Below are 20206 nucleotides of genomic sequence, written 5' to 3'. Positions count from 1 at the left end.
CCGTCAGGAGAGCGCCCAAGGAGACCAAGAGGGCCGACCGTCGACGCCTCGTGCGGGGACGGGCCCGGCCCCATCAACCTGACGGACGGATCTGGATGATGACTGACGTGGACGGCCAGGATGCGGACCCTGAGGATCTCGTCGCCCTGACGGCCGACATCGTGTCGGCCTACATCTCGAAGAATTCAGTGCCGGCGGCGGACCTGCCCGGGCTGCTGACCTCGATCCACGGCACGCTGCAGGCGCTGGTCCTGCCGCCGCCGCCCGAGCCGGCCAAGCCGGTGCCGCCGATCCCGATCAGAAAAACGGTGACGCCGGACGCGATCATCTCGCTGGAGGACGGCAAGCCCTACAAGTCGCTGAAGCGGCACCTGACGACCCGCGGGCTCACCCCCGAACAGTACCGGGAGAAGTGGGGCCTGCCGCCGGACTACCCGATGGTGGCGGCGAACTACGCCGCGCAGCGCTCCGAACTCGCCAAGAGCATCGGGCTCGGCCAGCAGCGCAAGAACCGCGTCCCGCCGCGCAAGGGCTGACGCGGGTGGTGCGGGCCGCCCGCTCGGCGGGCGGCCCCACGTCGCTGCGCGGACGACCCGCCGCGGCCGCCCGCTCGGCGGGCGGCCCGGCCTCGTGGCGCCGGAGGACGAGGCGCTGGCCGCCCGCTCGGCGGGCGGCCTCGCGTCCCTGCGCGGACGACGAGGCGCGGGCCGCCACGCGCGGCGGCGCGGCGGCCGCCCGACTCCTCAATGGGCGGCGCGCTTGGGCATGTAGAGGTCGGTGATCGTGCCCTCGAAGGCCTCCGCCGCCATGCCGACCGTCTCCGACAGGGTCGGGTGCGGGTGGATGGTCAGGCCGATGTCGCTCGCATCCGCCCCCATCTCGATGGCGAGCGCGGCCTCCGCGATGAGGTCGCCCGCCGAGGGGCCGACGATGCCGCAGCCGACGATGCGGTCGGTCGCCTCGTCGAACAGCACCTTGGTCAGGCCCTCGTCGCGCCCCAGCGACAGCGAGCGCCCGCTCGCCGCCCACGGGAAGCTGCCCTTGCCGACCTTGATGCCCTTGGCCTTGGCCTCGTTCTCGGTCAGCCCGACCCAGGCCACCTCCGGGTCGGTGTAGGCCACCGACGGGATCACCTTCGCGTCGAAGAACGAGTTCTTCCCCGCCGCGGTCTCGGCCGCGACCTTGCCCTCGTGCGTCGCCTTGTGGGCCAGCATCGGCTGGCCGACCACGTCGCCGATGGCGAAGATGTGCGGCACGTTGGTGCGCATCTGCTTGTCGACCGGGATGAAGCCGCGCTCGTCCACGATCACGCCCGCCGCCTCCGCCCCGATCAGCTTGCCGTTCGGTCGCCGCCCGACCGAAACCAGGATCTTGTCGAAGGTGTCGTGGGCCGGCGCCGACCCGCCCTCGAACGTCACCTTCAGCCCCTCGGGCCGGGCCTCGACCGCCGTGACCTTGGCCTTGAGGTGAATCGCCTCGTATTGCTTGCTGATCCGCTTCATCAGCGGCGTGACGATGTCCTTGTCGGCCCCCGGGATGATCTGGTCCATCAGCTCGACGATGGTCACCTTGGCGCCGAGCGCGTGGTAGACGGTGGCCATCTCCAGCCCGATGATGCCGCCGCCGATCACGAGCAGGCGCTGGGGGATGCCGCCGAGTTCGAGCGCCCCCGTGGAATCGATCACCCGCGGGTCGTCGTGCGGGATGAACGGCATCTGGATCGGTTCGGAGCCCGCCGCGATGATCGCCTGCTCGAAGCCGATGATGCGCGTCTGGCCCTCGTGCTCGACCGCGATCTGGTGCGGGCTGACGAAGCGGCCGGTCCCGGTCACGACCGTCACCTTGCGCTGCTTGGCGAGGCCCTGCAGGCCGCCGGTCAGCTTCTTGACCACGCCCTCCTTCCACGACCGCAGCTTGTCGATGTCGATCTGCGGGCTCGCGAAGCTGATCCCGTGCGCCGCCATGCCGTGGCTCTCGTCGATCACCTTGGCGGCGTGGAGCAGGGCCTTCGAGGGGATGCAGCCGACGTTGAGGCACACGCCGCCCAGCGAGGCCCAGCGCTCGACCAGCACCACCTTCTTGCCGAGATCGGCGGCCCGGAAGGCGGCGGTGTAGCCGCCCGGCCCGGCCCCGAGCACCAGCACCTCCGCCCGCATCTCCTCGCCGGAGACGGGCGCGCGCCGCCGGGCGGGAGCCGAGGCGCCGTTGCCGCGCGCCGCACCGCTGGCCGCGGCTCCCTGGGCCCCGGCTCCCTGGGCCCGGGCTCCCTGGGCCGACGAGCCGTAGCCCGCCTGGCCCTCGCCGGGCGCGTGCCCGGCCCCGCCCGCGGCGGGCGCCGCGGGTCTGTCGGGCGTGGCGGGCTTCGCCGCCCCGGCGCCGGCCGCCGCGGCCAGCACCAGGATCAGGTCCCCTTCCGAGACCTTGTCGCCCGGCTTGACCTTGATCTCCGCCACCGTGCCCGCCACCGGCGAGGGCACGTCCATCGTGGCCTTGTCGGATTCGAGCACGATCAGCGTGTCGTCGACCGCGATCGTGTCGCCGGCCTTCACCACCACCTCGATCACCGGCACGTTCTTGAAGTCGCCGATGTCCGGCAGGCGGACCTCGTTGCTGCTCATCGCGCGGGCTCCTCAGATCACGAGCCGCCGCACGTCTTCCAGGACGTGGGCGAGGTGGCGGGTGAAGCGGGCCGCGAGCGCCCCGTCGATGACGCGGTGGTCGTAGGAGACCGAGAGCGGCAGCATCAGGCGCGGCTTGAACTCCGACCCGTCCCAGACCGGCGCCATCCTGGAGCGCACGACGCCGAGGATCGCCACCTCGGGCGCGTTGACGAGCGGCGTGAAGGCGGTGCCGCCGATGCCGCCGAGCGACGAGATCGTGAAGCTCGCCCCCTGCATGTCGCCGCTGCCGAGCTTGCCGTCGCGGGCCTTCTTCGACAGGGCGCCGAGCTCCTGGCTGATCTCGCCGATGCCCTTGCGGTCGGCATCCTTGACCACCGGCACCACGAGCCCGTCGGGCGTGTCCACCGCCACCCCGATATTGTAGTAGCGCTTGAGGATCAGCGCCTCCTTGTCGGGCGACAGCGAGGCGTTGAACTCCGGGTGCTGGCGCAGGGCCGAGACGGCGGCCTTGATCAGGAAGGCCAGCAGCGTGACGCGGTAGCCCTTGTCCTTGGCGGTCTTGTCGAGGTCCTTGCGGTAGGCCTCGGTCTCGGTGATGTCGGCCTCGTCCTGGTGGGTGACGAGGGGCACGTTGAGCCAGGCCCGGTGCAGGTGCGGCCCCGAGATCTTCTTGATCCGGGCGAGCGGCTTGGTCTCGGTGGGGCCGAACTTCGAGAAGTCGACGGCCGGGATCTCCGGAATGCCCATGCCGCCGCCCGCGAAGACCGCGCCGGAGGGCGCCGGGGCGGCCGAGCGGGTGAGGTGGCCCTTCACGTCCTCCTTGGTGATGCGGCCCTTCTCGCCGGTGCCCTTGATCGCGTTGAGGTCGACGCCGAGTTCGCGGGCGAGCCGCCGCACGGCCGGGCTGGCATGGATCTGCGAGAAGTCCGGGATACCCGCCCCGGAGGCCGCCGGGGCCGGAACCGGGGCCGGCGGCGCCGCGCTCTCGGGCGGCTCCTGCTTGGCGATCAGGGCGGCGGTGTCGGCCGGGGCGGCCCCGTTGCCCTTGCTCTCGCTTTCGCTCCTGGGCGCGCTCGTCGCGTCGCCCTTGGCATCGCCCTCGCCCTTGAGCAGCAGGATCGGGTGACCCTCGCTCACCTTGTCGCCGATCTTGATCAGCAGCTTCTCGACCACGCCGCCGGAGGGCGCCGGCACCTCCATGGTGGCCTTGTCGGATTCGAGCGAGATGATCGGGTCGTCCGGCCCGATCGTGTCGCCCTCCTTCACGTGCACCTCGATGATCGGCACATCCTTGAAGTCGCCGATATCCGGAACCTTGACCTCGGTCGCCACGACGTCTCTCCCGTCACGTCACTGGGTGGGCTGGATGGGACGCGCGGGGCGCGGACCGCGGATCCCTCGCCCGCGGGCGAGGGATCCGCGGCCTGCGCGCCGCGCGGGGGCCGGACTCACACCGTCCAGGGCGCCGGCTTCTCCGGATCGAGGCCGTACTTGGCGATCGCCTCCGAGACCTTCGCGGTCGGCACCATCTGGTCCTCCGCGAGGCTCTTGAGCGCCGCCACCGCCACCCAGCGCCGGTCGACCTCGAAGAAGTCGCGCAGCCGCACCCGGTAATCCGAGCGCCCGAACCCGTCCGTCCCCAGCACCTTGTAGCGGGCCGGCACGAAGGGGCGGATCTGGTCGGCGAACAGCCGCATGTAGTCGCTCGCCGCGATCACCGGGCCGGAGCGGCCCGACAGGCAGGTCTCGACGTAGGATTTGCGCGGGGTCTCGTCCGGGTGGAGCATGTTCCAGCGCTCCACCGCCATCGCCTCGCGGCGCAGCTCCGTGAAGCTCGGGCAGGACCAGATGTCGGCCACGATGCCGAAATCCTTCTCCAGCAGCTCCGCCCCGGCGATGACCTCGCGCAGGATCGTGCCCGAGCCCAGGAGCTGCACCCGCGGGCCCTTCCCCTTGCCCTCGCGGAACAGGTACATCCCCTTGATGATGCCCTCCTGCGCTCCGTCCGGCATGCCCGGATGGGCGTAGTTCTCGTTCATCACGGTGATGTAGTAGAAGACGTCCTCCTGCTCGCCGTACATCCGGCGCAGACCGTCCTGCACGATCACCGCCACCTCGTACGAGAAGGTCGGGTCGTAGGAGACGCAGTTCGGGATCGTGGCCGAGAACAGGTGGCTGTGGCCGTCCTCGTGCTGCAGCCCCTCGCCGTTGAGCGTGGTGCGCCCGGCCGTGCCGCCGATCAGGAAGCCGCGCGCCCGCAGGTCGCCCGCCGCCCAGGCCAGGTCGCCGACCCGCTGGAAGCCGAACATCGAGTAGTAGATGTAGAATGGGATCGTCGGCGCGTTCGAGTGCGAGTAGGAGGTCGCCGCCGCGATCCAGGACGACATCGCCCCGGCCTCGTTGATGCCCTCCTGCAGCATCTGCCCGTTCTTGTCCTCCTTGTAGTACATCAGCTGGTTGGCATCCTCGGGCCGGTAGAGCTGGCCGACCTGGCTGAAGATGCCGAACTGGCGGAACATGCCCTCCATGCCGAAGGTGCGGCTCTCGTCGGGCACGATCGGCACGATGCGCTTGCCGATCTCCTTGTCGCGCAGGAGCGTGTTGAGCACCCGCACGAAGGCCATGGTGGTGGAGATCTCCCGGCCCGCCGTCTCCTTGAGCTGCGCGTCGAAGGCCTGGAGCGGCGGGATCGCGAGGCTCTCCGACTTCCGCCGCCGGGCGGGGAGCGGCCCGCCGAGCGCCTGCCGGCGCGCCATCAGGTAGCGGTGCTCCGGCGAGCCCTCGGGGAAGCGGATGAACGGGATGCCGGAGACCTTCTCGTCCGAGAGGTCGATCTGGAAGCGGTCGCGGAACTGCCGGAGGACCGCCTCGCCCATCTTCTTCTGCTGGTGGGTGATGTTCTGGGCCTCGCCGGCCTCGCCCATGCCGTAGCCCTTGACGGTCTTGGCGAGGATGACGGTGGGCTGGCCCTTGTGGTTCACCGCGGCGTGGTAGGCCGCGTAGACCTTGCTCGGGTCGTGGCCGCCGCGGGTCAGGCGCCAGATGTCGTCGTCGCTCCAGTCGGCGACCAGCGCCTTGGTCTCCGGATAGCGGCCGAAGAAGTGCTCGCGGATGTAGGCGCCGTTCTTCGACTTGAAGTCCTGGTACTCGCCGTCGACGCACTCGGCCATCACGCGGGCCAGCATGCCCGAGGAATCGCGGGCGAGCAGCTGGTCCCACCCTGAGCCCCACAGCACCTTGACGACGTTCCAGCCCGCGCCGCGGAAATTGGCCTCGAGTTCCTGGACGATCTTGCCGTTGCCGCGCACCGGCCCGTCCAGGCGCTGCAGGTTGCAGTTGATCACGAAGACGAGGTTGTCGAGCTTCTCGCGGGCGGCAAGCGAGATCGCGCCGAGCGACTCGGGCTCGTCCATCTCGCCGTCGCCCATGAAGGCCCAGACCTTGCGGCGGTCGGTGTCGGCGAGGCCGCGATGGTGCAGGTAGCGGAGATACCGCGCCTGGTAGATCGCCATCAGCGGCCCGAGGCCCATCGAGACGGTGGGGAATTGCCAGAAATCCGGCATCAGCCAGGGATGCGGATAGGAGGACAGGCCCTTGCCGCCGACCTCCTGGCGGAACGAGAGCAGCTGCTCCTCGCTGAGGCGCCCTTCGAGGTAGGCGCGGGCGTAGATGCCCGGCGAGGAATGGCCCTGCACGAAGATCAGGTCGCCGCCATGCGTCTCGTCGGCGGCGTGCCAGAAATGCATGAAGCCGGTGTCGTAGAGGGTCGCGGCCGACTGGAAGCTCGCGATGTGGCCGCCGAGCTCGGAGGATTCCTTGTTGGCCCGCAGAACGATCGCGATGGCGTTCCAGCGGATCGCCGAGCGGATGCGGTGCTCGATCGCCCTGTCGCCCGGGTGGGGGGGCTGCGCCTCGACCGGGATCGTGTTCAGGTAGGCGGTGTTGGCGGAGTAGGGGACGGGGGCGCCCTTCTTGCGGGCCTCCTCGATGACCTGCTCGATCAGGAAATGCGCCCGCTCGGGCCCCTCGACTTCGAGCACCCCGTCGAGGGACTCGAGCCATTCCCGGGTCTCGATGGGGTCGGGATCACGCGGGTCGCGTTCGCGGCTGCGTTCCACTCGTCTGTCCTCCCTCGTTGGTGCCGCGGCCGCCTTTCGGGGGCGTCCGGCGGTGTCCGGCCCGCATCGAGCACAGGCCGTGCCACCACTCACGCTATTGGACCAGCGAGGAAGTGCAAGGGGTTGCGAGTGCTCCCGGCCATCGTCGTTCCGGAATTTCGGAATGGAACCGAAACGCTGTCCGGAAGTTCAGACCGTCGCGCATGCCGCCCGGCCGCTCGCGAGGCGGCCGGGATGTCTTCGCGCGCGGCGAGGCCGGGCGTGCGGACAACGTTCAGAAACGTTCGGCCGTGCGGAGCCGGGAGACGGGCCTTGCGTCGCCCGGCGCGTCCGGGGCGGGCGCCGTGCCGGCGACGAGCGGGCTGCCGGGCCTGGCGAGCGTGAGGAGCGTGACGCCGACCGCCAGGACGGCCGCGAGGCTCGCCGGAAACAGGAAGGCGCGCTCGTCGAACTGGCCGTGCAGCAGGCCCCCCACCACCGCCCCGGTGCTGAGCGCGCCCCAGAGCGGCGCCTGGATCCAGAAGGACTTGGCCGGCTTGTGGAGGAGCAGGTTGGCGAGCCCGGTGCCGAAGCGGACCACCGCGCCGGTGACGTAGGTGAGGGCGAGGCTGCGCCCGTCCTCGTCCTGGAGCGTGGCGTTCTGCATGCCGAGCGCGAAGACGACCGGGTAGGCGTGGACCGGGAAGGCGAAGGGCCCGGGCGGCATGACGAGCCCGATGGTCAGGAAGCCGGCCTGCAGGCCGAGCAGCACCGGCAGGCGCCAGCGCCCGGCCCAGGCGGCGATCACCGTGCCCACGAAGGCGCCGAAGCAGAACACGGCGATGACGGAAGCGACGCGGGTCGTGCCGTCCCAGTCCCCGTGCGCCGCCGCCACGCCGAAGCGGGTGGTGTTGCCGGACATGAAGGACATGAAGAGCTGCGAGAATTGCAGGAAGCCGATCGCGTCGGCGCATCCCGCGAGGCCCGACAGGGCGAGGGCGAGCGGGATGCGCGTGGTCGGGCTGGCGGGAAAGGACTTGTCGTGCATGGGATCTCCGGTTCCGGCCCAAAACCGCCGGAGCCGTCGCACGTTCCCCTAGGGCGGGGCGGGCCGGATGCCGCAGCCTTCCTCGGGATTAGAGTCCGTCATGGGCCGGAGCAGGAAATTCCCCCGGGGGCAGGTTCGACCGCCGCGGCACGCCCCGCCCTCACTCGTTGCGGGCCGGCGGGGAGGACCCGCCGCCGAAGCCCTGCTGGAACATCTTCAGGAACAGGGACTGCATCTGGTCGGCGTTCTGGGGAAACAGCGAGAACCAACTGCGCATGATCGTGTCGGGGGAGAAGCGCTCCATGTCGGCGAGCATGCGCCGCTCGACCTCGGCCATCACCGCCGCCTGCATGGGCTCGACGTTCGGGAGGCCGACGAACTGGCGCGCTTCGAGCGGAGTGCAGTCGACCTCGACGCGGAACTTCATGACCACCTTCCCTCAAGAGCGCGCGGCGCCCCGGATCACACAGGGGCATTCCCGTCCTTTTGTAAAGGGCGCGGACCGGGAATCGCCCGAAACCCCTAGTTGATATGGATCAACGCGGGCTCGGTCGCGCCCGGCGAGGATCGCTCGTCGGCCCGCTTCGGCTTGGTGGCGAAGGGACGACGACGGGCCGGGTCTTGCTGGACCGGGGGGACCTTCGAGCCCGGCCCGCCTCTTCGCCCCATTTCTCCAGCAAGCTCGTCCTATGTGAACAGCGCGGCCGCTCGCCCCGTGCGAGAGGAGTTCTGCCGCGCCGATCGTCCAGCCCCTCTCCTGACGGCGCGGCGGCGGGCCGGGCTCCTCGTGTCCGATTGCGCCAAACCCGGCCCGCCCCTTCCCGGTGACATTCGGCACATTCGTCTGGGCTGCCGAAGACTATTCCTTCTCTTGTTCCTGCTTCGCGATGCCGCGAATGGATAATCGAGAGGAGATGTCACCATGATCAACACCAAGGTTCTGGCGCTGGCCGTGGTCGCCGGCGGTCTCGGGTTCGCTTCGGCGGCGAGCGCCGCGCCGGGCGCGGTGGCGCCGGCCGGCCTGATCGCGGGCGACGCCCAGGTCCAGACCGTCGCGTATGGCTGCGGCCCGGGCTGGGCTCCGAACGCCTGGGGCCACTGCCGCCCGTTCTACCGTCCCTACGGCTACGGCTTCTACCGCCCCTACCGCCCGGTCTACGGCTACGGCTACGGCTATCGTCCCTGGCACCCCCATCACGGGTTCGGCATCCGCTTCTTCTGAGGCCCGCTTGGCGGGCCCTCACGGCGGCCCGCTTGGCGGGCCCTCACGGCGGCCCGCTTGGCGGGCCCTCACGGCGGCCCGCTTGGCGGGCCCAGGGCGGCGTCCCGCCGGGCGGGACGCCGCCACCGCGCGCGGCGGCCGGGCGGCGGGGCAGGGGCGGCGCTCCCCAGGGGTCCGGGTCGGGGCGGCGAGTCGCGGGTGACGTCGCGCGCAGGCCCGACCCGCCCGCGCGGGGAGACCGGCGCAGCCGCGGCTCCTCAGAATCATGTTGATAACGGGGACAAGTGGCCCGACTCGGCCGGCTCCCCCGCGCGGTGGCGCGGCTGTCGCATCCCGTTCACGGGCCGGGCCCTGTCAGTCTAGGGCCCGATTGTGCGAGGCGGAACCTTGCGAGGCGGCCATGGAGTTTCGGGTCGAGCAGGAAGGACCGGGGAAGTGGGGCTGGCGCCTGCTCGGGCCGCGCGGCGCGACTCTGCTGCGCTCGGACGAGACCTACGGCAGCCACGTCCAGGCCTCGGCCGCCGCGACCGCCTTCGCGCGCCTCGTCGCCCAGGCCTCGCGCCGCATGACAGCGCCGGGGCCGCTCGGCGCGGCGCCGTAGCGGCCCCCATCGCGGCGCCCCCGCTCAGCGGATCAGGCAGGCCTCGTTCGCCCCCGGGCCCAGGACGATGTCGCCCTGGCGCGGCGCGTTGACCGCGAAGGGGCCCGTGCCCTGGAGTCCGAGGAAGCCGCGCCCGAACGTCGAGGCCAGGACGTTCGTGCCGATCTCCACGTAGCAGCGGTCGAGGACGGCCTCGTAGGGGACGTGCAGGTCCGCCACGACGCTGCCCGCCGGCCCGCAGGTGGCGAGGAGGTCGAACTGCCCCGGCGCCGCGAGCCGCACGGTGCGGGAATGGCCGGGCGGCAGCACGAAGGCCGGCCCGCCGTTCTGGCTTCCCACCAGGGTCAGCGCCGAGCGGTTGGTGATCCGCCTCGTGCAGCCGGCCTGCGCCGCGTCGAGGCCCGCCGGCAGCAGGACGAGCGCCGCCAGGGCGGCGCGGAGCGGACGGAGGCGGGAGGCAGCGCGCATGTCAGGGATCCCTCGCCGTGGCGGCCCGCGGCCCGGGTCCGCGACGGTCAAGCCTATCTGCCCCCGAAACGGGGCGAGTGCAAACCGGTTCCGGCGCAACTTCAGCGGCAGCCGGCGCAGATCGTGCCGTCGATCGCGTCGTCGCGGCGCTCCTCGCGGGTGCGGCCCTCGATGCCCCGCTCCAGGGCGCGGTCGTCGCCCCGGGGCATCGTCCGCCCGCTCGAGCTCGTGTGCGGCGCCGTGATGGTCGAGCGCGGTCCGCCCCCGGTCCCGGTCCGGTCGGCGTCGGATTGCGCGCGGGCGGCGGCGGGCGCCAGGAGCGCCCCCGCCAGCAGGAGGCTCGTCGCGGATCTCACGGGGTTCCTCCACCTCGGATGGAGCCCCGAGTGTCGTTCAACCCCGGATCGATAACAACCGCCCCGATCGAGGGCCGCGCGGCTCCGGATCAGGCCGCCTTGCGGCGGCTCGTCAGCTTGGTGAGGTCGCGCAGGATGGCGGTCGTCTCCTTCAGCCGCTCGGCCACCGTGTCGAGGTTGCGGATGAACACCACGCTCATGTCCGGACGGACCTTCGCGAAGGAGCGCTGCTCGGCGATGTAGGCGGCGAGCCGCGCCGGATTGGCGAAGGCGCGGTCGCGGAAGTGGAACACGATCCCCTTCGGCCCGGCCTCCACCTTCTCGACGTTGGTCTCCCGGCACAGGATCTTGATCGTGACGATCTTGAGGAGCTGCTCGACCTCGGGCGGGAGCGGGCCGAAGCGGTCGATCAGCTCGGCCCCGAAGCTCTCCAGCTCCGCGTCGCTGTCGAGGGTGGCGAGGCGCCGGTAGAGGCCGAGCCGCACCGACAGGTCGGAGACGTACTCCTCCGGCATGGTGACCGGGGCGCCGAGCGCGATGGTGGGCGACCATTGCTCGTCGGCCGGCACCGCCTTGCCCTCCTTGAGGGCCGCGACCGCGTCCTCCAGCATCTGCTGGTAGAGTTCGTAGCCGACCTCCTTGATGTGGCCGGATTGCTCGTCGCCGAGCAGGTTGCCGGCGCCGCGGATGTCGAGGTCGTGGCTGGCGAGCTGGAAGCCCGCCCCCAGCGTGTCGAGGGATTGCAGCACCTTGAGCCGCCGCTCGGCCTGCACCGTCAGGGCCTTGCCCTCGGGCGTGGTGAAGAGCGCGTAGGCGCGGGCCTTCGAGCGGCCGACCCGGCCGCGCAGCTGGTAGAGCTGGGCGAGGCCGAACATGTCGGCCCGGTGCACGATCAGAGTGTTGGCGGTCGGGATGTCCAGGCCCGATTCGACGATGGTGGTCGAGAGCAGGATGTCGAACTTGCCCTCGTAGAAGGCCGTCATCACGTCCTCGAGCTGGCCGGCCGCCATCTGCCCGTGCGCGATCCCGACCTTGGCCTCCGGCATCTCCCGGTCGAGGAAGCGCTTGACCTCGTCGAGGTGCTCGATCCGCGGCACCACGTAGAAGGCCTGGCCGCCCCGGTAGCGCTCGCGCAGCAGCGCCTCGCGGACGAGCAGCGGGTCGAAGGGCGTCACGAAGGTGCGCACCGCCAGCCGGTCCACCGGCGGCGTCGCGATGATCGAGAGTTCGCGCACCCCCGTCATGGCGAGCTGCAGCGTGCGCGGGATCGGCGTCGCCGAGAGGGTGAGCACGTGCACCTCGGCGCGCAGGGCCTTGAGGCGCTCCTTGTGGGCGACGCCGAAATGCTGCTCCTCGTCGATGATGATCAGGCCGAGGTCCCGGAACGCGATCGTCTTGGCGAGCAGGGCGTGGGTGCCGACCACGATGTCGACCGTGCCGTCCGCGAGCCCCTCCCGCACCCGCTTCAGCTCCGCGCTCGACACGAAGCGGCTGGCCTGGGCGACCGTCACCGGCAGGCCTTTGAAGCGCTCCAAAAAGGTGCGGTAATGCTGGCGGGCGAGCAGGGTGGTGGGCACCACCACGGCGACCTGCCTGCCCGAGATCGCCGCCACGAAGGCGGCGCGCAGCGCCACCTCGGTCTTGCCGAAGCCGACATCGCCGCAGATCAGCCGGTCCATCGGCCGCCCGGCCGTGAGGTCGCCGAGGGTCGCGGCGATCGCCGCCTCCTGGTCCTCCGTCTCCTCGTAGGGGAAGCGGGCCGCGAACTCGCCGTAGGTGCCGTCCGGCGGCACCAGCTTCGGGGCGGGGCGCAGGAAGCGCTCGGCCGCCACCTTGATGAGCGCGCCCGCCATTTCCAGGATGCGGCGCTTCAGCTTCGCCTTGCGCGCCTGCCACGCCCCGCCGCCGAGCTTGTCGAGGGGGACGTCGGCCTCCTCCGAGCCGTAGCGGGTCAGGAGTTCGATGTTCTCGACCGGCAGCAGCAGCAGGCCGCCATTGTACTGGATCTCCAGGCAATCGTGCGGCGCGCCCGCCGCCGTCACGGTCTTGAGCCCGGTGAAGCGGCCGATCCCGTGATCCGCGTGCACCACGAGGTCGCCGGGGCTCAGCGCCTGCACCTCCAGGATCACGTCCTGGGGGCGCTTGGCCTTGCGCTTGGGCCGCACCAGCCGGTCGCCCAGGATGTCGCCCTCGGCGACGACCGCGAGGCGCTCGATGGTGAAGCCCGCCTCCAGCCCCCAGACCGCCACCGCCACGTCCTGGCCGCGCTTCAACGCCAGCGTGTCCGACAGGCGGGTGACGGTCTTCGGCTTGGGCAGGCCGTGGTCGGTCAGCACGCCGCAGAGCCGGTCGCGCGAGCCCTCCGACCACGCCGCCAGGATGACGTGGTGGCCCGAGCCCTGCAGGGCGCGCACGTGCTGCACCGCCGCGTCGAAGACGTTGATGCCCTCCTGCGCCCGCTCGGGCGCGAAGTTGCGGGCGGGCTCGGCCTCGCAATCGACGATCGGGCGCCCGGGGCTCTCCGGCACCGCGAAGGGGGTGAGGCGGGCGACGCGGGCGCCCTCGACCCGCTTCGCCCACTCGGCCGGCGAGAGGTAGAGCGCGTCGGACCCGAGCGGCTTGTAGGGCGCGACGCCGGGCTGCGGCGCCTTCAGCGCCTCGCAGCGGGCGTCGTGATACTCCTGGACCTGGCCGAGCCGCTCGCCCGCCGCGTCGTCCACGTCCTTGTCGAAGACCAGGGGCACGCCCGCCAGGTAGTCGAACAGCGTGTCGAGCCGGTCGTAGAAGAGCGGCATCCAGTGCTCGAGCCCGGCCGCGCGCCGCCCCTCGCTCACCGCCTCGTAGAGCCGGTCGTCGCGGGTCGCCGCCCCGAAGGCCGCGACGTAGCCCTGGCGGAAGCGCCGGATCGTCTCGGTGGTGAGCTGCACCTCGCTCATCGGAACGAGGTCGAGGGAGCGCAGCTGCCCGATCGTGCGCTGGGTCTCGGGATCGAAGCTGCGGATCGATTCGAGCGTGTCGCCGAAGAAGTCGAGGCGGACCGGGTTGGGCAGGCCCGGCGGCGAGAGGTCGATGATGCCCCCGCGCACCGCGTACTCGCCGGTGTCGCGCACGGTGCCGGTGCGCAGGAAGCCGTTGGCTTCGAGCCAGGCCACGATCTTGTCGGTGTCGACCGCGTTGCCGACCGCCGCCGAGAAGGTCTCGACCGCGATGCGGTCGCGGGCCGGCACCCGCTGCACCAGGGCGTTGACCGTGGTCACGACGACGCGCGGGCGCTCCTCGGAGCTGCGCGTGCGGGCCAGCCGCGACAGGGCCGTCATCCGCTCGGCCGCGATGGCCGGGTTCGGCGAGACCCGGTCGTAGGGCTGGCAATCCCAGGCCGGGATGCTCAGCACCTCGATCTCGGGCGCCACGAAGGCGAGCGCGCCCGCGAAGGCCGCCGAGCGGGTGCCGTCCCGGGCGACGTGGACGAGCGCGGCCGGGCCCTGCGAGGCCCGGCTCTGCGGATCTTGGCCAAGCACCCGCGCGAGGTCGGCCACGACCAGGGCGTCGAACCCGTCCGGGACCCGGGCGAGGGTGGGGCTGTCGCCCCGCCGCAGCGCCTCGACGGCCCGGGTGAGGGCGGCGGATTTGGGAAGCGCGAACCGGGCGACCGGCGGCTTGGAAGGCGGCTTGGAAGACGGGTTGGGATCGGCTTTGGCCATCTCGAACGAATCTCGGGAATCCGGGGCTGCGCGGCCCCTGCGGGGCGGGGGCGGGTCCCCTGCAGGGCGAGGCGGGCCCCCGCGGGGGAGAGCTTCGCCCGCAGGGGGGCCCGCGCGGCCCCTTACCCGCGCCGAAGGGGCCTCGCTCCCTCGGATTCCTCAGGTGTGGATAGGAGCGCCGTGCTGGTGGAAGCCCTTCAGGCGGCGGAAGACGGGGGTGTCGTAGTTCGACGGGGCCTCCTCCTCGCCGCTGATCCAGCGGAAGAGGTCGCGGTCCGGCACCTCGATCAGGCGCTCGAAATCGTCGAGCTCCTCCTCCGTGAGGGTGCCGATCTCCGCATCGGCGAAGCGGCCCATGATCAGGTCCATCTCGCGGATGCCCCGGTGCCAGGAGCGGAACAGCGTGCGGCGGCGGCGCGGATCGAGGTCGGCGCTGCTGCGGGTGGTGCCGGTCATCGTCGGGTCCCGAAGCGCAACGGGGGACATCCGCAGGGCCACGCGGCCCGCGCGGATCGGTCTCGTATATGGGAGATGCCGCCGCCCGCGTCATCCCGCATCGTCGCAGGGCCCTCCGGGCCCGCCGCGCTCGTGTATACCGCCCCGGTCCCGCTCCTCGCCCACCCCCCGCATGTCGCTTCGTCCCTCCCTGCTCGATCCCCTGTTCGCGCCCGCGACCGTGCTCCCCGGGGCGGGGCCCAAGATGGCGGCGCTGCTCGACAGGCTCCTCGGCACGCCCGAGCACCCGGCGCGGGTGGTCGACCTGCTCTTCCACCTGCCGCACGGCGGCGTGGCGCGGCAGCTGAAGGGGTCGATCGCCGAGGCGCCGACCGGCGAGCCGGTGACGCTCTGCGTCACCGTCGTGGCCCATCGCCCGCCCCAGACCGTCGGCGCCCGCAGGCCCTACCGGGTGCTGGTCGAGGACGGGAGCGGCGACATCAGCCTCGTCTTCTTCAACATGCCCCGCGCCCGCATCGAGAAGATGCTGCCGGTGGGCGCGCGCCGCTACGTCTCGGGCCGGATCGAGCTCTGGGACGGCTTCCGCCAGATGGTCCATCCGGCCCGCATCCTCGACGACAAGGGTTTCTCGGACCTGCCCGCCGTCGAGCCCCTCTACGGAGCGACCGAGGGCCTGACCTCGCGGGCGATCGGCAAGCTGGCGCAGGGCGCCGTCGAGCGCCTGCCGGACCTGCCCGAGTGGCAGGATCCGGCCTGGCTCGCCCGCCAGCGCTGGCCCGGCTTCGCGCAGGCCCTGCGCGCCGAGCACCGGCCCGACGCGCCGCCGCCCGCCGAGGGCGAGCCCCCGCCCGCGACGCGCCGCCGCCTCGCCTACGACGAACTCCTCGCCTCGCAGCTCGCCCTGGCGCTCGTGCGCAGCCGGATGCGGCGGCCGCCGGGGCGGATCAACGCGGGCGACGGCGACCTCTCGCGGCGGATCGAGGCGGCGCTGCCGTTCCGGCTCACCGGGGCGCAGATCCGCGCGCTCGCCGAGATCCGCGGCGACATGCGCTCCGACCGGCGCATGCTGCGCCTGCTCCAGGGCGATGTCGGCTCGGGCAAGACCGCGGTGGCGATGCTCGCCATGGCCTCGGCGATCGAGGCCGGGCGCCAGGCGGCCATGATGGCGCCGACCGAGATCCTGGCCCGCCAGCACGCCGAGCGCCTGCGCCCCCTGGCGGAATCCGCCGGCCTCTCCCTGGTGCTGATGACGGGCCGCGACCGCACCGCCGAGCGGCGCGCGACCCTGAAGGGGCTCGCCGAGGGCTCGATCGCCATCGCGGTCGGCACCCACGCCCTGTTCCAGGAGGAGGTGGCCTTCCGCGATCTCGGCCTCGCCGTCGTCGACGAGCAGCACCGCTTCGGCGTGCATCAGCGCCTCGCCCTCGGCGCCAAGGGCGAGGCGGTGGACATCCTGGTGATGACCGCGACGCCGATCCCGCGCAGCCTCGCGCTGACCTATTTCGGCGACATGGAGGTCTCGGTCCTCGACGAGAAGCCGGCCGGCCGCCAGCCCATCGCCACCCGCCTCGTCTCGACCGAGCGGATCGACGAGGTCGTGGCCGGGCTGGAGCGGGCGCTCGCCCGGGGCGAGCGGGTCTACTGGATCTGCCCCCTCGTCGCCGAGTCGGAGGTGATCGACCTCGCCGCCGCCGAGGAGCGCTGCGCCGACCTGCGCCAGCATTTCGGCGCCGCGGTCGGCCTCGTCCACGGCAAGATGCCGGGGCGCGACAAGGACGAGGCGATGGCGCGCTTCGCCTCCGGGGAGACCCGCATCCTGGTCTCGACCACGGTGGTGGAGGTGGGCGTCGACGTGCCGGAGGCGACCATCATGGTGATCGAGCACGCCGAGCGCTTCGGCCTCGCGCAGCTCCACCAGCTGCGCGGCCGGGTCGGGCGGGGGGCGGCCGCCTCGACCTGCCTGCTCCTCTATCGCGGGCCGCTCGGCCAGGTGGCGCGGGCGCGGCTCGAGATGATGCGCGAGACCGAGGACGGATTCCGCATCGCCGAGGAGGACCTGCGCCTGCGCGGGGAGGGCGAGGTGCTGGGCACCCGCCAGTCGGGCCTCGCCGCGTTCCGGCTCGCCCGGCCGGAGGTGGACGGCGACCTCCTGCTCGCGGCCCGCGACGACGCGCGGCTGATCGTCGAGCGCGATCCCGGCCTCGCGGGCGAGCGCGGCCAAGCGCTGCGGGTGCTGCTCTCCCTGTTCGAGCGGGACGCCGCCGTGAGGCTGCTCGGAGCGGGGTAGGGGGCGCCCGCCGCGGGCGCCTCAGAGGTCGGGCTCGTTCAGCACCCGCGTGCCGATCCGGCTCTGCAGGTCGATCGGCCCGCCATTCTGACCGCCGGCCTCGTCGATCACGATCACCGGGATGCCGGCCGTGCGCATCTGCTCGCGCAGGCGCTCGGCCATGGCGCGGAACGACCCCGCCTCGCGCGGGGGCACGTGCAGCAGGACCGCCGCCGGCCGGGGGATCACGGCCAGAACGTCATCCGCGGCTTCGAGCGAGGCGGTCACGCTCGCGTAACCCAGCCCGGCCAGCTCGGCGGAGAGAGCCCGATCGATGGCGCGGTGGCCATCGTCGACGACGAGAACTTTCTGCAGCGCACCCATGAGGCAAGTGGTAATCCGTCGCGCGCCTCTCGTGAAGGCGCCGCAGCATCAACTCGGATAGCCACCAAAGGTTCACCGCGGCACGGCGCGGGGCTCCCGGCCGCGCGGCGCGCGGATCCGCCGGGCCATTGTCTAAGGCCCTGGTAAACCAAGCGTAAGCGGCGTCGCGAGCCGCCCCGTCTCAAGCCGGCTCCAGGGCCGTGGCGACCCCGCCGAGCCGCGTCGCCCGAAAGCGCGACACCGTCCACTCATCCACACTTTCGTTGCGGGCGATGCCGCGCTGCAACACACGCGCGGAGGCGGCCGGCCCCCGGACCGCGAGGCGCCCGTCCGGCTCGCGGCGAAGCTGCAGGAGGCCGCCCGCGCCGGCGCGCTCCGGCGCGGCCAGCATGAGGGCGACGTCCTGCGCCTCCCGGCGGCCGGCCACCAGGGCGAGCTCGTCGAGCACGACGACGTCGGTGACGCCGCGCCGCCCGGGCGCGCGGCCGCTCAGCCGGACGGGCGCGCGATGCACGAAGACGAGGCTGCGCAGGCGGGCGGGCACCTCCGTGCGGCCGAGGCCCGGCTCCATCCAGCCGGGCGCGACGAGATGCGTCGGGACGTCCCGCGCCAGCGTCGCCGCCAGGGAGGCGCTGTCGAAGACCGGGTGCGATTCCAGGGTCGCCCCCGCCAGCAGGGCCGCGGCGAGGCCGGGCACGAGGCCGCGCAGGTCGGCGGGCGGGAGCAGGCTGACGATGCGGTCGCCGGGCTCGATCCGGGCCGGGACCAGGAACTGGGCGGTCGCGGCCGTCAGCCCGTCGCCGTCGCGCAGGACCGGCCGGGGCGTCTCCTCGCCCGCGAAGGTGACGAGGCCGGCCACCTCGGCGCTGCCGAAGGCCGCGTCGGCCCGGTGGTCCAGCACCAGCCGGTCGATTCCCAGCACCCCGTCCGGGACGTGGGGACCGAAGGCGGCGACGAAGCGCAGGGGGAAGTAGCGCGCCGCGACCCGGCACAGGCGCTCGGCGGGGCGGTCCTCGCCGATCTGGCCCTGGGTGATCACGGCCTGGACCTGCGCCGCCTCGACGGCCTGGAGCAGGCGCGCCTCGTCCCAAGTTACCGGCAGCAGGCAGGGCAGGTGGCCCGCCTGCTCGATCGCCAGCAGGGCGAGGTGGCTCTCGGTGATCCCGGCCATGCACAGGCCGACGGGGCTGCGCGGCGGCAGGCGCAGGGCCTGCAGGCCGGCCGTGAGCCGCGCGGCGATCTCGCGCGCCGCCGCGAAGGTCCAGGTGATGGCGGGGCGCCCGCACCAGCTCGGCTTGTCGGGCTGGTCGATCAGGGCGATGCGCTCGGGATGGCGGTCCGCCGTGGCGGCGAGCAGCGCCGCGAGGCCGAGCGACCGCGCCGGCGCCTCCCCGGGCTCCCGCTCCGCTCCGGGGCGCGAGGCTCCCGCGTCCCGCATCACCGCATTCTGAGCCGCCACCGCGCACCTCGCCCGTCCGGCGCCACCCTCGCCGCTCGTGGTTAAGATCGGTTGAAGATGGCTCTCGCCAGGGCGGCGCCCCTGCGCTAAGGGCGGCGCCGGGAGGTCATGTCTTCGCCTCAATCGGCGGGGAAGCAGGCGCCCGAAGGTCGAGCGAGGTCGCCGGCCCCGCTCCCCACACCGTCCACACGCCGCCCGCGCGGCGCACGGCTTCAAAAAACCAAGCCGAACCGAGGGGTTCCCAGCTGATGTTCTTCGCGACACGTCCCGCGCGCCCGCACCAGGCCGCCCTCTGTCTCGCCCTGGCCGGGCTCGGGCTCGGCCTCGCGACCGGCCCCGTTCTGGCCCAGCCGAAGAAGCCCGCTCCCGCGCAGCCGGCGGCCCCGGCCCCGGCGGCCCCCGCGCCGCAGGGCGCGGCCCCGCAGCAGACCGGCCCGCAGATCGTGACCGTGAAGTCCGAGCCGTCCCAGACGGAATGGACCAAGGTCTGCGGCAAGGACCAGGGCAGCAACGCCGAGGTCTGCTACACCACCCGCGACTTCGTCTCCGAGCAGGGCCAGCCGGTTCTCGCCGCCGCGATCTACGACCTCAAGGGCGCGCAGGGCAACGTGCGCGTCGCCCGCTTCCTGCTGCCGCTCGGCCTGCTGCTGCAGCCGGGCATCCTGTTCTCGGTCGACCAGGGCCAGTCGACGCCGGGCAAGTACGCGGTCTGCTTCCCGAACGGCTGCTTCGCCGAGGTGGCGGGCCTGAAGGACGACCTCATCGCCGCCCTCAAGAAGGGCACGACCCTGAACCTGACCGTGCAGAACCAGGCGCAGCGCCCGGTGACCTTCGCGGTGCCGCTCGCGGGCTTCGGCAAGGCCTTCGACGGCCCGCCGATCGACCCGAAGGTGCTGGAGGAGCAGCAGAAGAAGCTGCAATCCGAGCTGGAGCGCCGCAGCGAGGAGATGCGCAAGCAGCTCGAGGCCCAGAAGGGCGGCGCCCCGGCCGCGGCCGCCCAGCCGAAGTGAGGGGGGGCCCGGCAGGGACGAGGACGGCCGGGCGGCGACGCCCGGCCTTTTTCATGGGCGCCTTTCATCGGCGCGTGTCATGGGTGCGTGTCATGGGCGCCGTCCCGCGCGGCGGGCCGGAGGCCGGGGCGCCGGCCTAATTCGCGGTCTCGGCCCGCATCCGGTAGGTGCCGGTCGCCGCGTCGTGCACGAAGAGGTCGGGGATGCGGGCGTGGCGCAGGGCCTCGCCCGAGGTGTCGGGCACGAGGTTCTGCTCGGAGACGTAGGCCACGTACTCGGTGTCCTGGTTCTCGGCGAGCAGGTGGTAGAAGGGCTGGTCCTTGGCCGGCCGCACCTCCTCGGGAATCGCCAGCCACCATTCCTCGGTGTTGTTGAATACCGGGTCCACGTCGAAGATGATCCCGCGGAACGGGTAGATGCGGTGGCGCACCACCGCCCCGATGTTGAACTTGGCGCGGCGGATCGCGACGGGCGGCGGAGACATGGCGGGGCCGATGGCGGGACTGACGGCGGGGTC

At 72.5% G+C, this 20206-nt stretch carries 17 protein-coding genes; 5 read left to right on the top strand and 12 right to left on the bottom strand.

Going from position 1 to position 20206, the window contains the following annotated elements; all coding sequences use genetic code 11:
* The first annotated feature begins 98 nt into the window (after window positions 1-98).
* Entirely contained in the window at window positions 99-536 is a 438-nt protein-coding gene (locus MET2598_RS0130865; protein WP_018263484.1) for a MucR family transcriptional regulator, read from the top strand.
* Window positions 537-743: 207 nt separating this feature from the next.
* Here MET2598_RS0130865 and lpdA read toward each other — a convergent pair whose 3' ends face one another.
* The 5 genes from lpdA to MET2598_RS0130840 form a co-directional block, all read right to left on the bottom strand.
* Window positions 744-2618, bottom strand: a complete 1875-nt coding sequence (gene lpdA / locus MET2598_RS0130860; protein ID WP_018263483.1) for a dihydrolipoyl dehydrogenase — start codon at window positions 2616-2618, stop codon at window positions 744-746.
* Window positions 2619-2630: 12 nt separating this feature from the next.
* A complete protein-coding gene (gene aceF, locus MET2598_RS0130855; RefSeq protein ID WP_018263482.1) occupies window positions 2631-3953 on the bottom strand; it encodes a dihydrolipoyllysine-residue acetyltransferase in 1323 nt (440 codons plus the stop codon).
* Between the two features lie 116 nt (window positions 3954-4069).
* Window positions 4070-6739, bottom strand: a complete 2670-nt coding sequence (gene aceE / locus MET2598_RS0130850; RefSeq protein ID WP_018263481.1) for a pyruvate dehydrogenase (acetyl-transferring), homodimeric type — start codon at window positions 6737-6739, stop codon at window positions 4070-4072.
* 274 nt (window positions 6740-7013) lie between these two features.
* Window positions 7014-7766, bottom strand: a complete 753-nt coding sequence (locus tag MET2598_RS0130845) for a YoaK family protein (RefSeq protein ID WP_012335946.1) — start codon at window positions 7764-7766, stop codon at window positions 7014-7016.
* A 160-nt stretch (window positions 7767-7926) separates the two neighbouring features.
* Window positions 7927-8193: a DUF6489 family protein gene (locus MET2598_RS0130840; protein ID WP_012335947.1), complete on the bottom strand. Its 267-nt coding sequence runs from the start codon at window positions 8191-8193 to the stop codon at window positions 7927-7929.
* A 495-nt stretch (window positions 8194-8688) separates the two neighbouring features.
* Here MET2598_RS0130840 and MET2598_RS0130835 point away from each other — a divergent pair, with 495 nt between their 5' ends.
* Together MET2598_RS0130835 and MET2598_RS0130830 are read left to right on the top strand one after the other, a co-directional pair.
* Window positions 8689-8988 (top strand): GCG_CRPN prefix-to-repeats domain-containing protein, encoded by a 300-nt coding sequence (locus tag MET2598_RS0130835; protein ID WP_018263480.1) that lies wholly within the window; start codon window positions 8689-8691, stop codon window positions 8986-8988.
* Between the two features lie 400 nt (window positions 8989-9388).
* On the top strand, window positions 9389-9589 hold the full coding sequence (locus MET2598_RS0130830; protein WP_012335949.1) for a hypothetical protein: 201 nt from the start codon (window positions 9389-9391) through the stop codon (window positions 9587-9589).
* Between the two features lie 24 nt (window positions 9590-9613).
* On the opposite strand, the gene MET2598_RS0130825 is transcribed toward MET2598_RS0130830, so the two are convergent.
* The 4 genes from MET2598_RS0130825 to MET2598_RS0130810 all read right to left on the bottom strand — a co-directional run bounded on the left by MET2598_RS0130825 (window position 9614) and on the right by MET2598_RS0130810 (window position 14570).
* Window positions 9614-10057 carry a hypothetical protein gene (locus tag MET2598_RS0130825; RefSeq protein ID WP_012335950.1) on the bottom strand — a complete coding sequence of 148 codons (444 nt, stop codon included), beginning with the start codon at window positions 10055-10057 and terminating at the stop codon, window positions 9614-9616.
* A gap of 101 nt (window positions 10058-10158) precedes the next feature.
* Entirely contained in the window at window positions 10159-10413 is a 255-nt protein-coding gene (locus MET2598_RS0130820; RefSeq protein ID WP_012335951.1) for a hypothetical protein, read from the bottom strand.
* Between the two features lie 89 nt (window positions 10414-10502).
* A complete protein-coding gene (gene mfd / locus MET2598_RS0130815; protein ID WP_018263479.1) occupies window positions 10503-14114 on the bottom strand; it encodes a transcription-repair coupling factor in 3612 nt (1203 codons plus the stop codon).
* Between the two features lie 159 nt (window positions 14115-14273).
* The gene (locus MET2598_RS0130810; RefSeq protein WP_018263478.1) at window positions 14274-14570 is read right to left on the bottom strand and encodes an FAD assembly factor SdhE; all 297 of its coding nucleotides are present in this window, start codon (window positions 14568-14570) and stop codon (window positions 14274-14276) included.
* A gap of 172 nt (window positions 14571-14742) precedes the next feature.
* On the opposite strand from MET2598_RS0130810, the gene recG reads away from it, so the two are divergent.
* Window positions 14743-16857, top strand: coding sequence for an ATP-dependent DNA helicase RecG (gene recG / locus MET2598_RS0130805; RefSeq protein WP_018263477.1), 2115 nt, complete (start codon window positions 14743-14745; stop codon window positions 16855-16857).
* 21 nt (window positions 16858-16878) lie between these two features.
* Here recG and MET2598_RS0130800 read toward each other — a convergent pair whose 3' ends face one another.
* Window positions 16879-17220: a hypothetical protein gene (locus MET2598_RS0130800; RefSeq protein WP_012335955.1), complete on the bottom strand. Its 342-nt coding sequence runs from the start codon at window positions 17218-17220 to the stop codon at window positions 16879-16881.
* Between the two features lie 181 nt (window positions 17221-17401).
* Window positions 17402-18679: an AMP-binding protein gene (locus MET2598_RS0130795; protein ID WP_018263476.1), complete on the bottom strand. Its 1278-nt coding sequence runs from the start codon at window positions 18677-18679 to the stop codon at window positions 17402-17404.
* Between the two features lie 248 nt (window positions 18680-18927).
* Here MET2598_RS0130795 and MET2598_RS0130790 point away from each other — a divergent pair, with 248 nt between their 5' ends.
* Window positions 18928-19689 carry an invasion associated locus B family protein gene (locus MET2598_RS0130790; protein WP_012335957.1) on the top strand — a complete coding sequence of 254 codons (762 nt, stop codon included), beginning with the start codon at window positions 18928-18930 and terminating at the stop codon, window positions 19687-19689.
* 136 nt (window positions 19690-19825) lie between these two features.
* On the opposite strand, the gene hspQ is transcribed toward MET2598_RS0130790, so the two are convergent.
* A complete protein-coding gene (gene hspQ / locus MET2598_RS0130785) occupies window positions 19826-20173 on the bottom strand; it encodes a heat shock protein HspQ (protein WP_012335958.1) in 348 nt (115 codons plus the stop codon).
* Between the last annotated feature and the right edge of the window lie 33 nt (window positions 20174-20206).

Source organism: Methylobacterium sp. WSM2598 (genome assembly GCF_000379105.1).
Taxonomy (GTDB): Bacteria; Pseudomonadota; Alphaproteobacteria; order Rhizobiales; family Beijerinckiaceae; genus Methylobacterium.
Note: the sequence above shows the minus strand (reverse complement) of the source record. Positions and strands in the feature narration are given on the sequence as shown.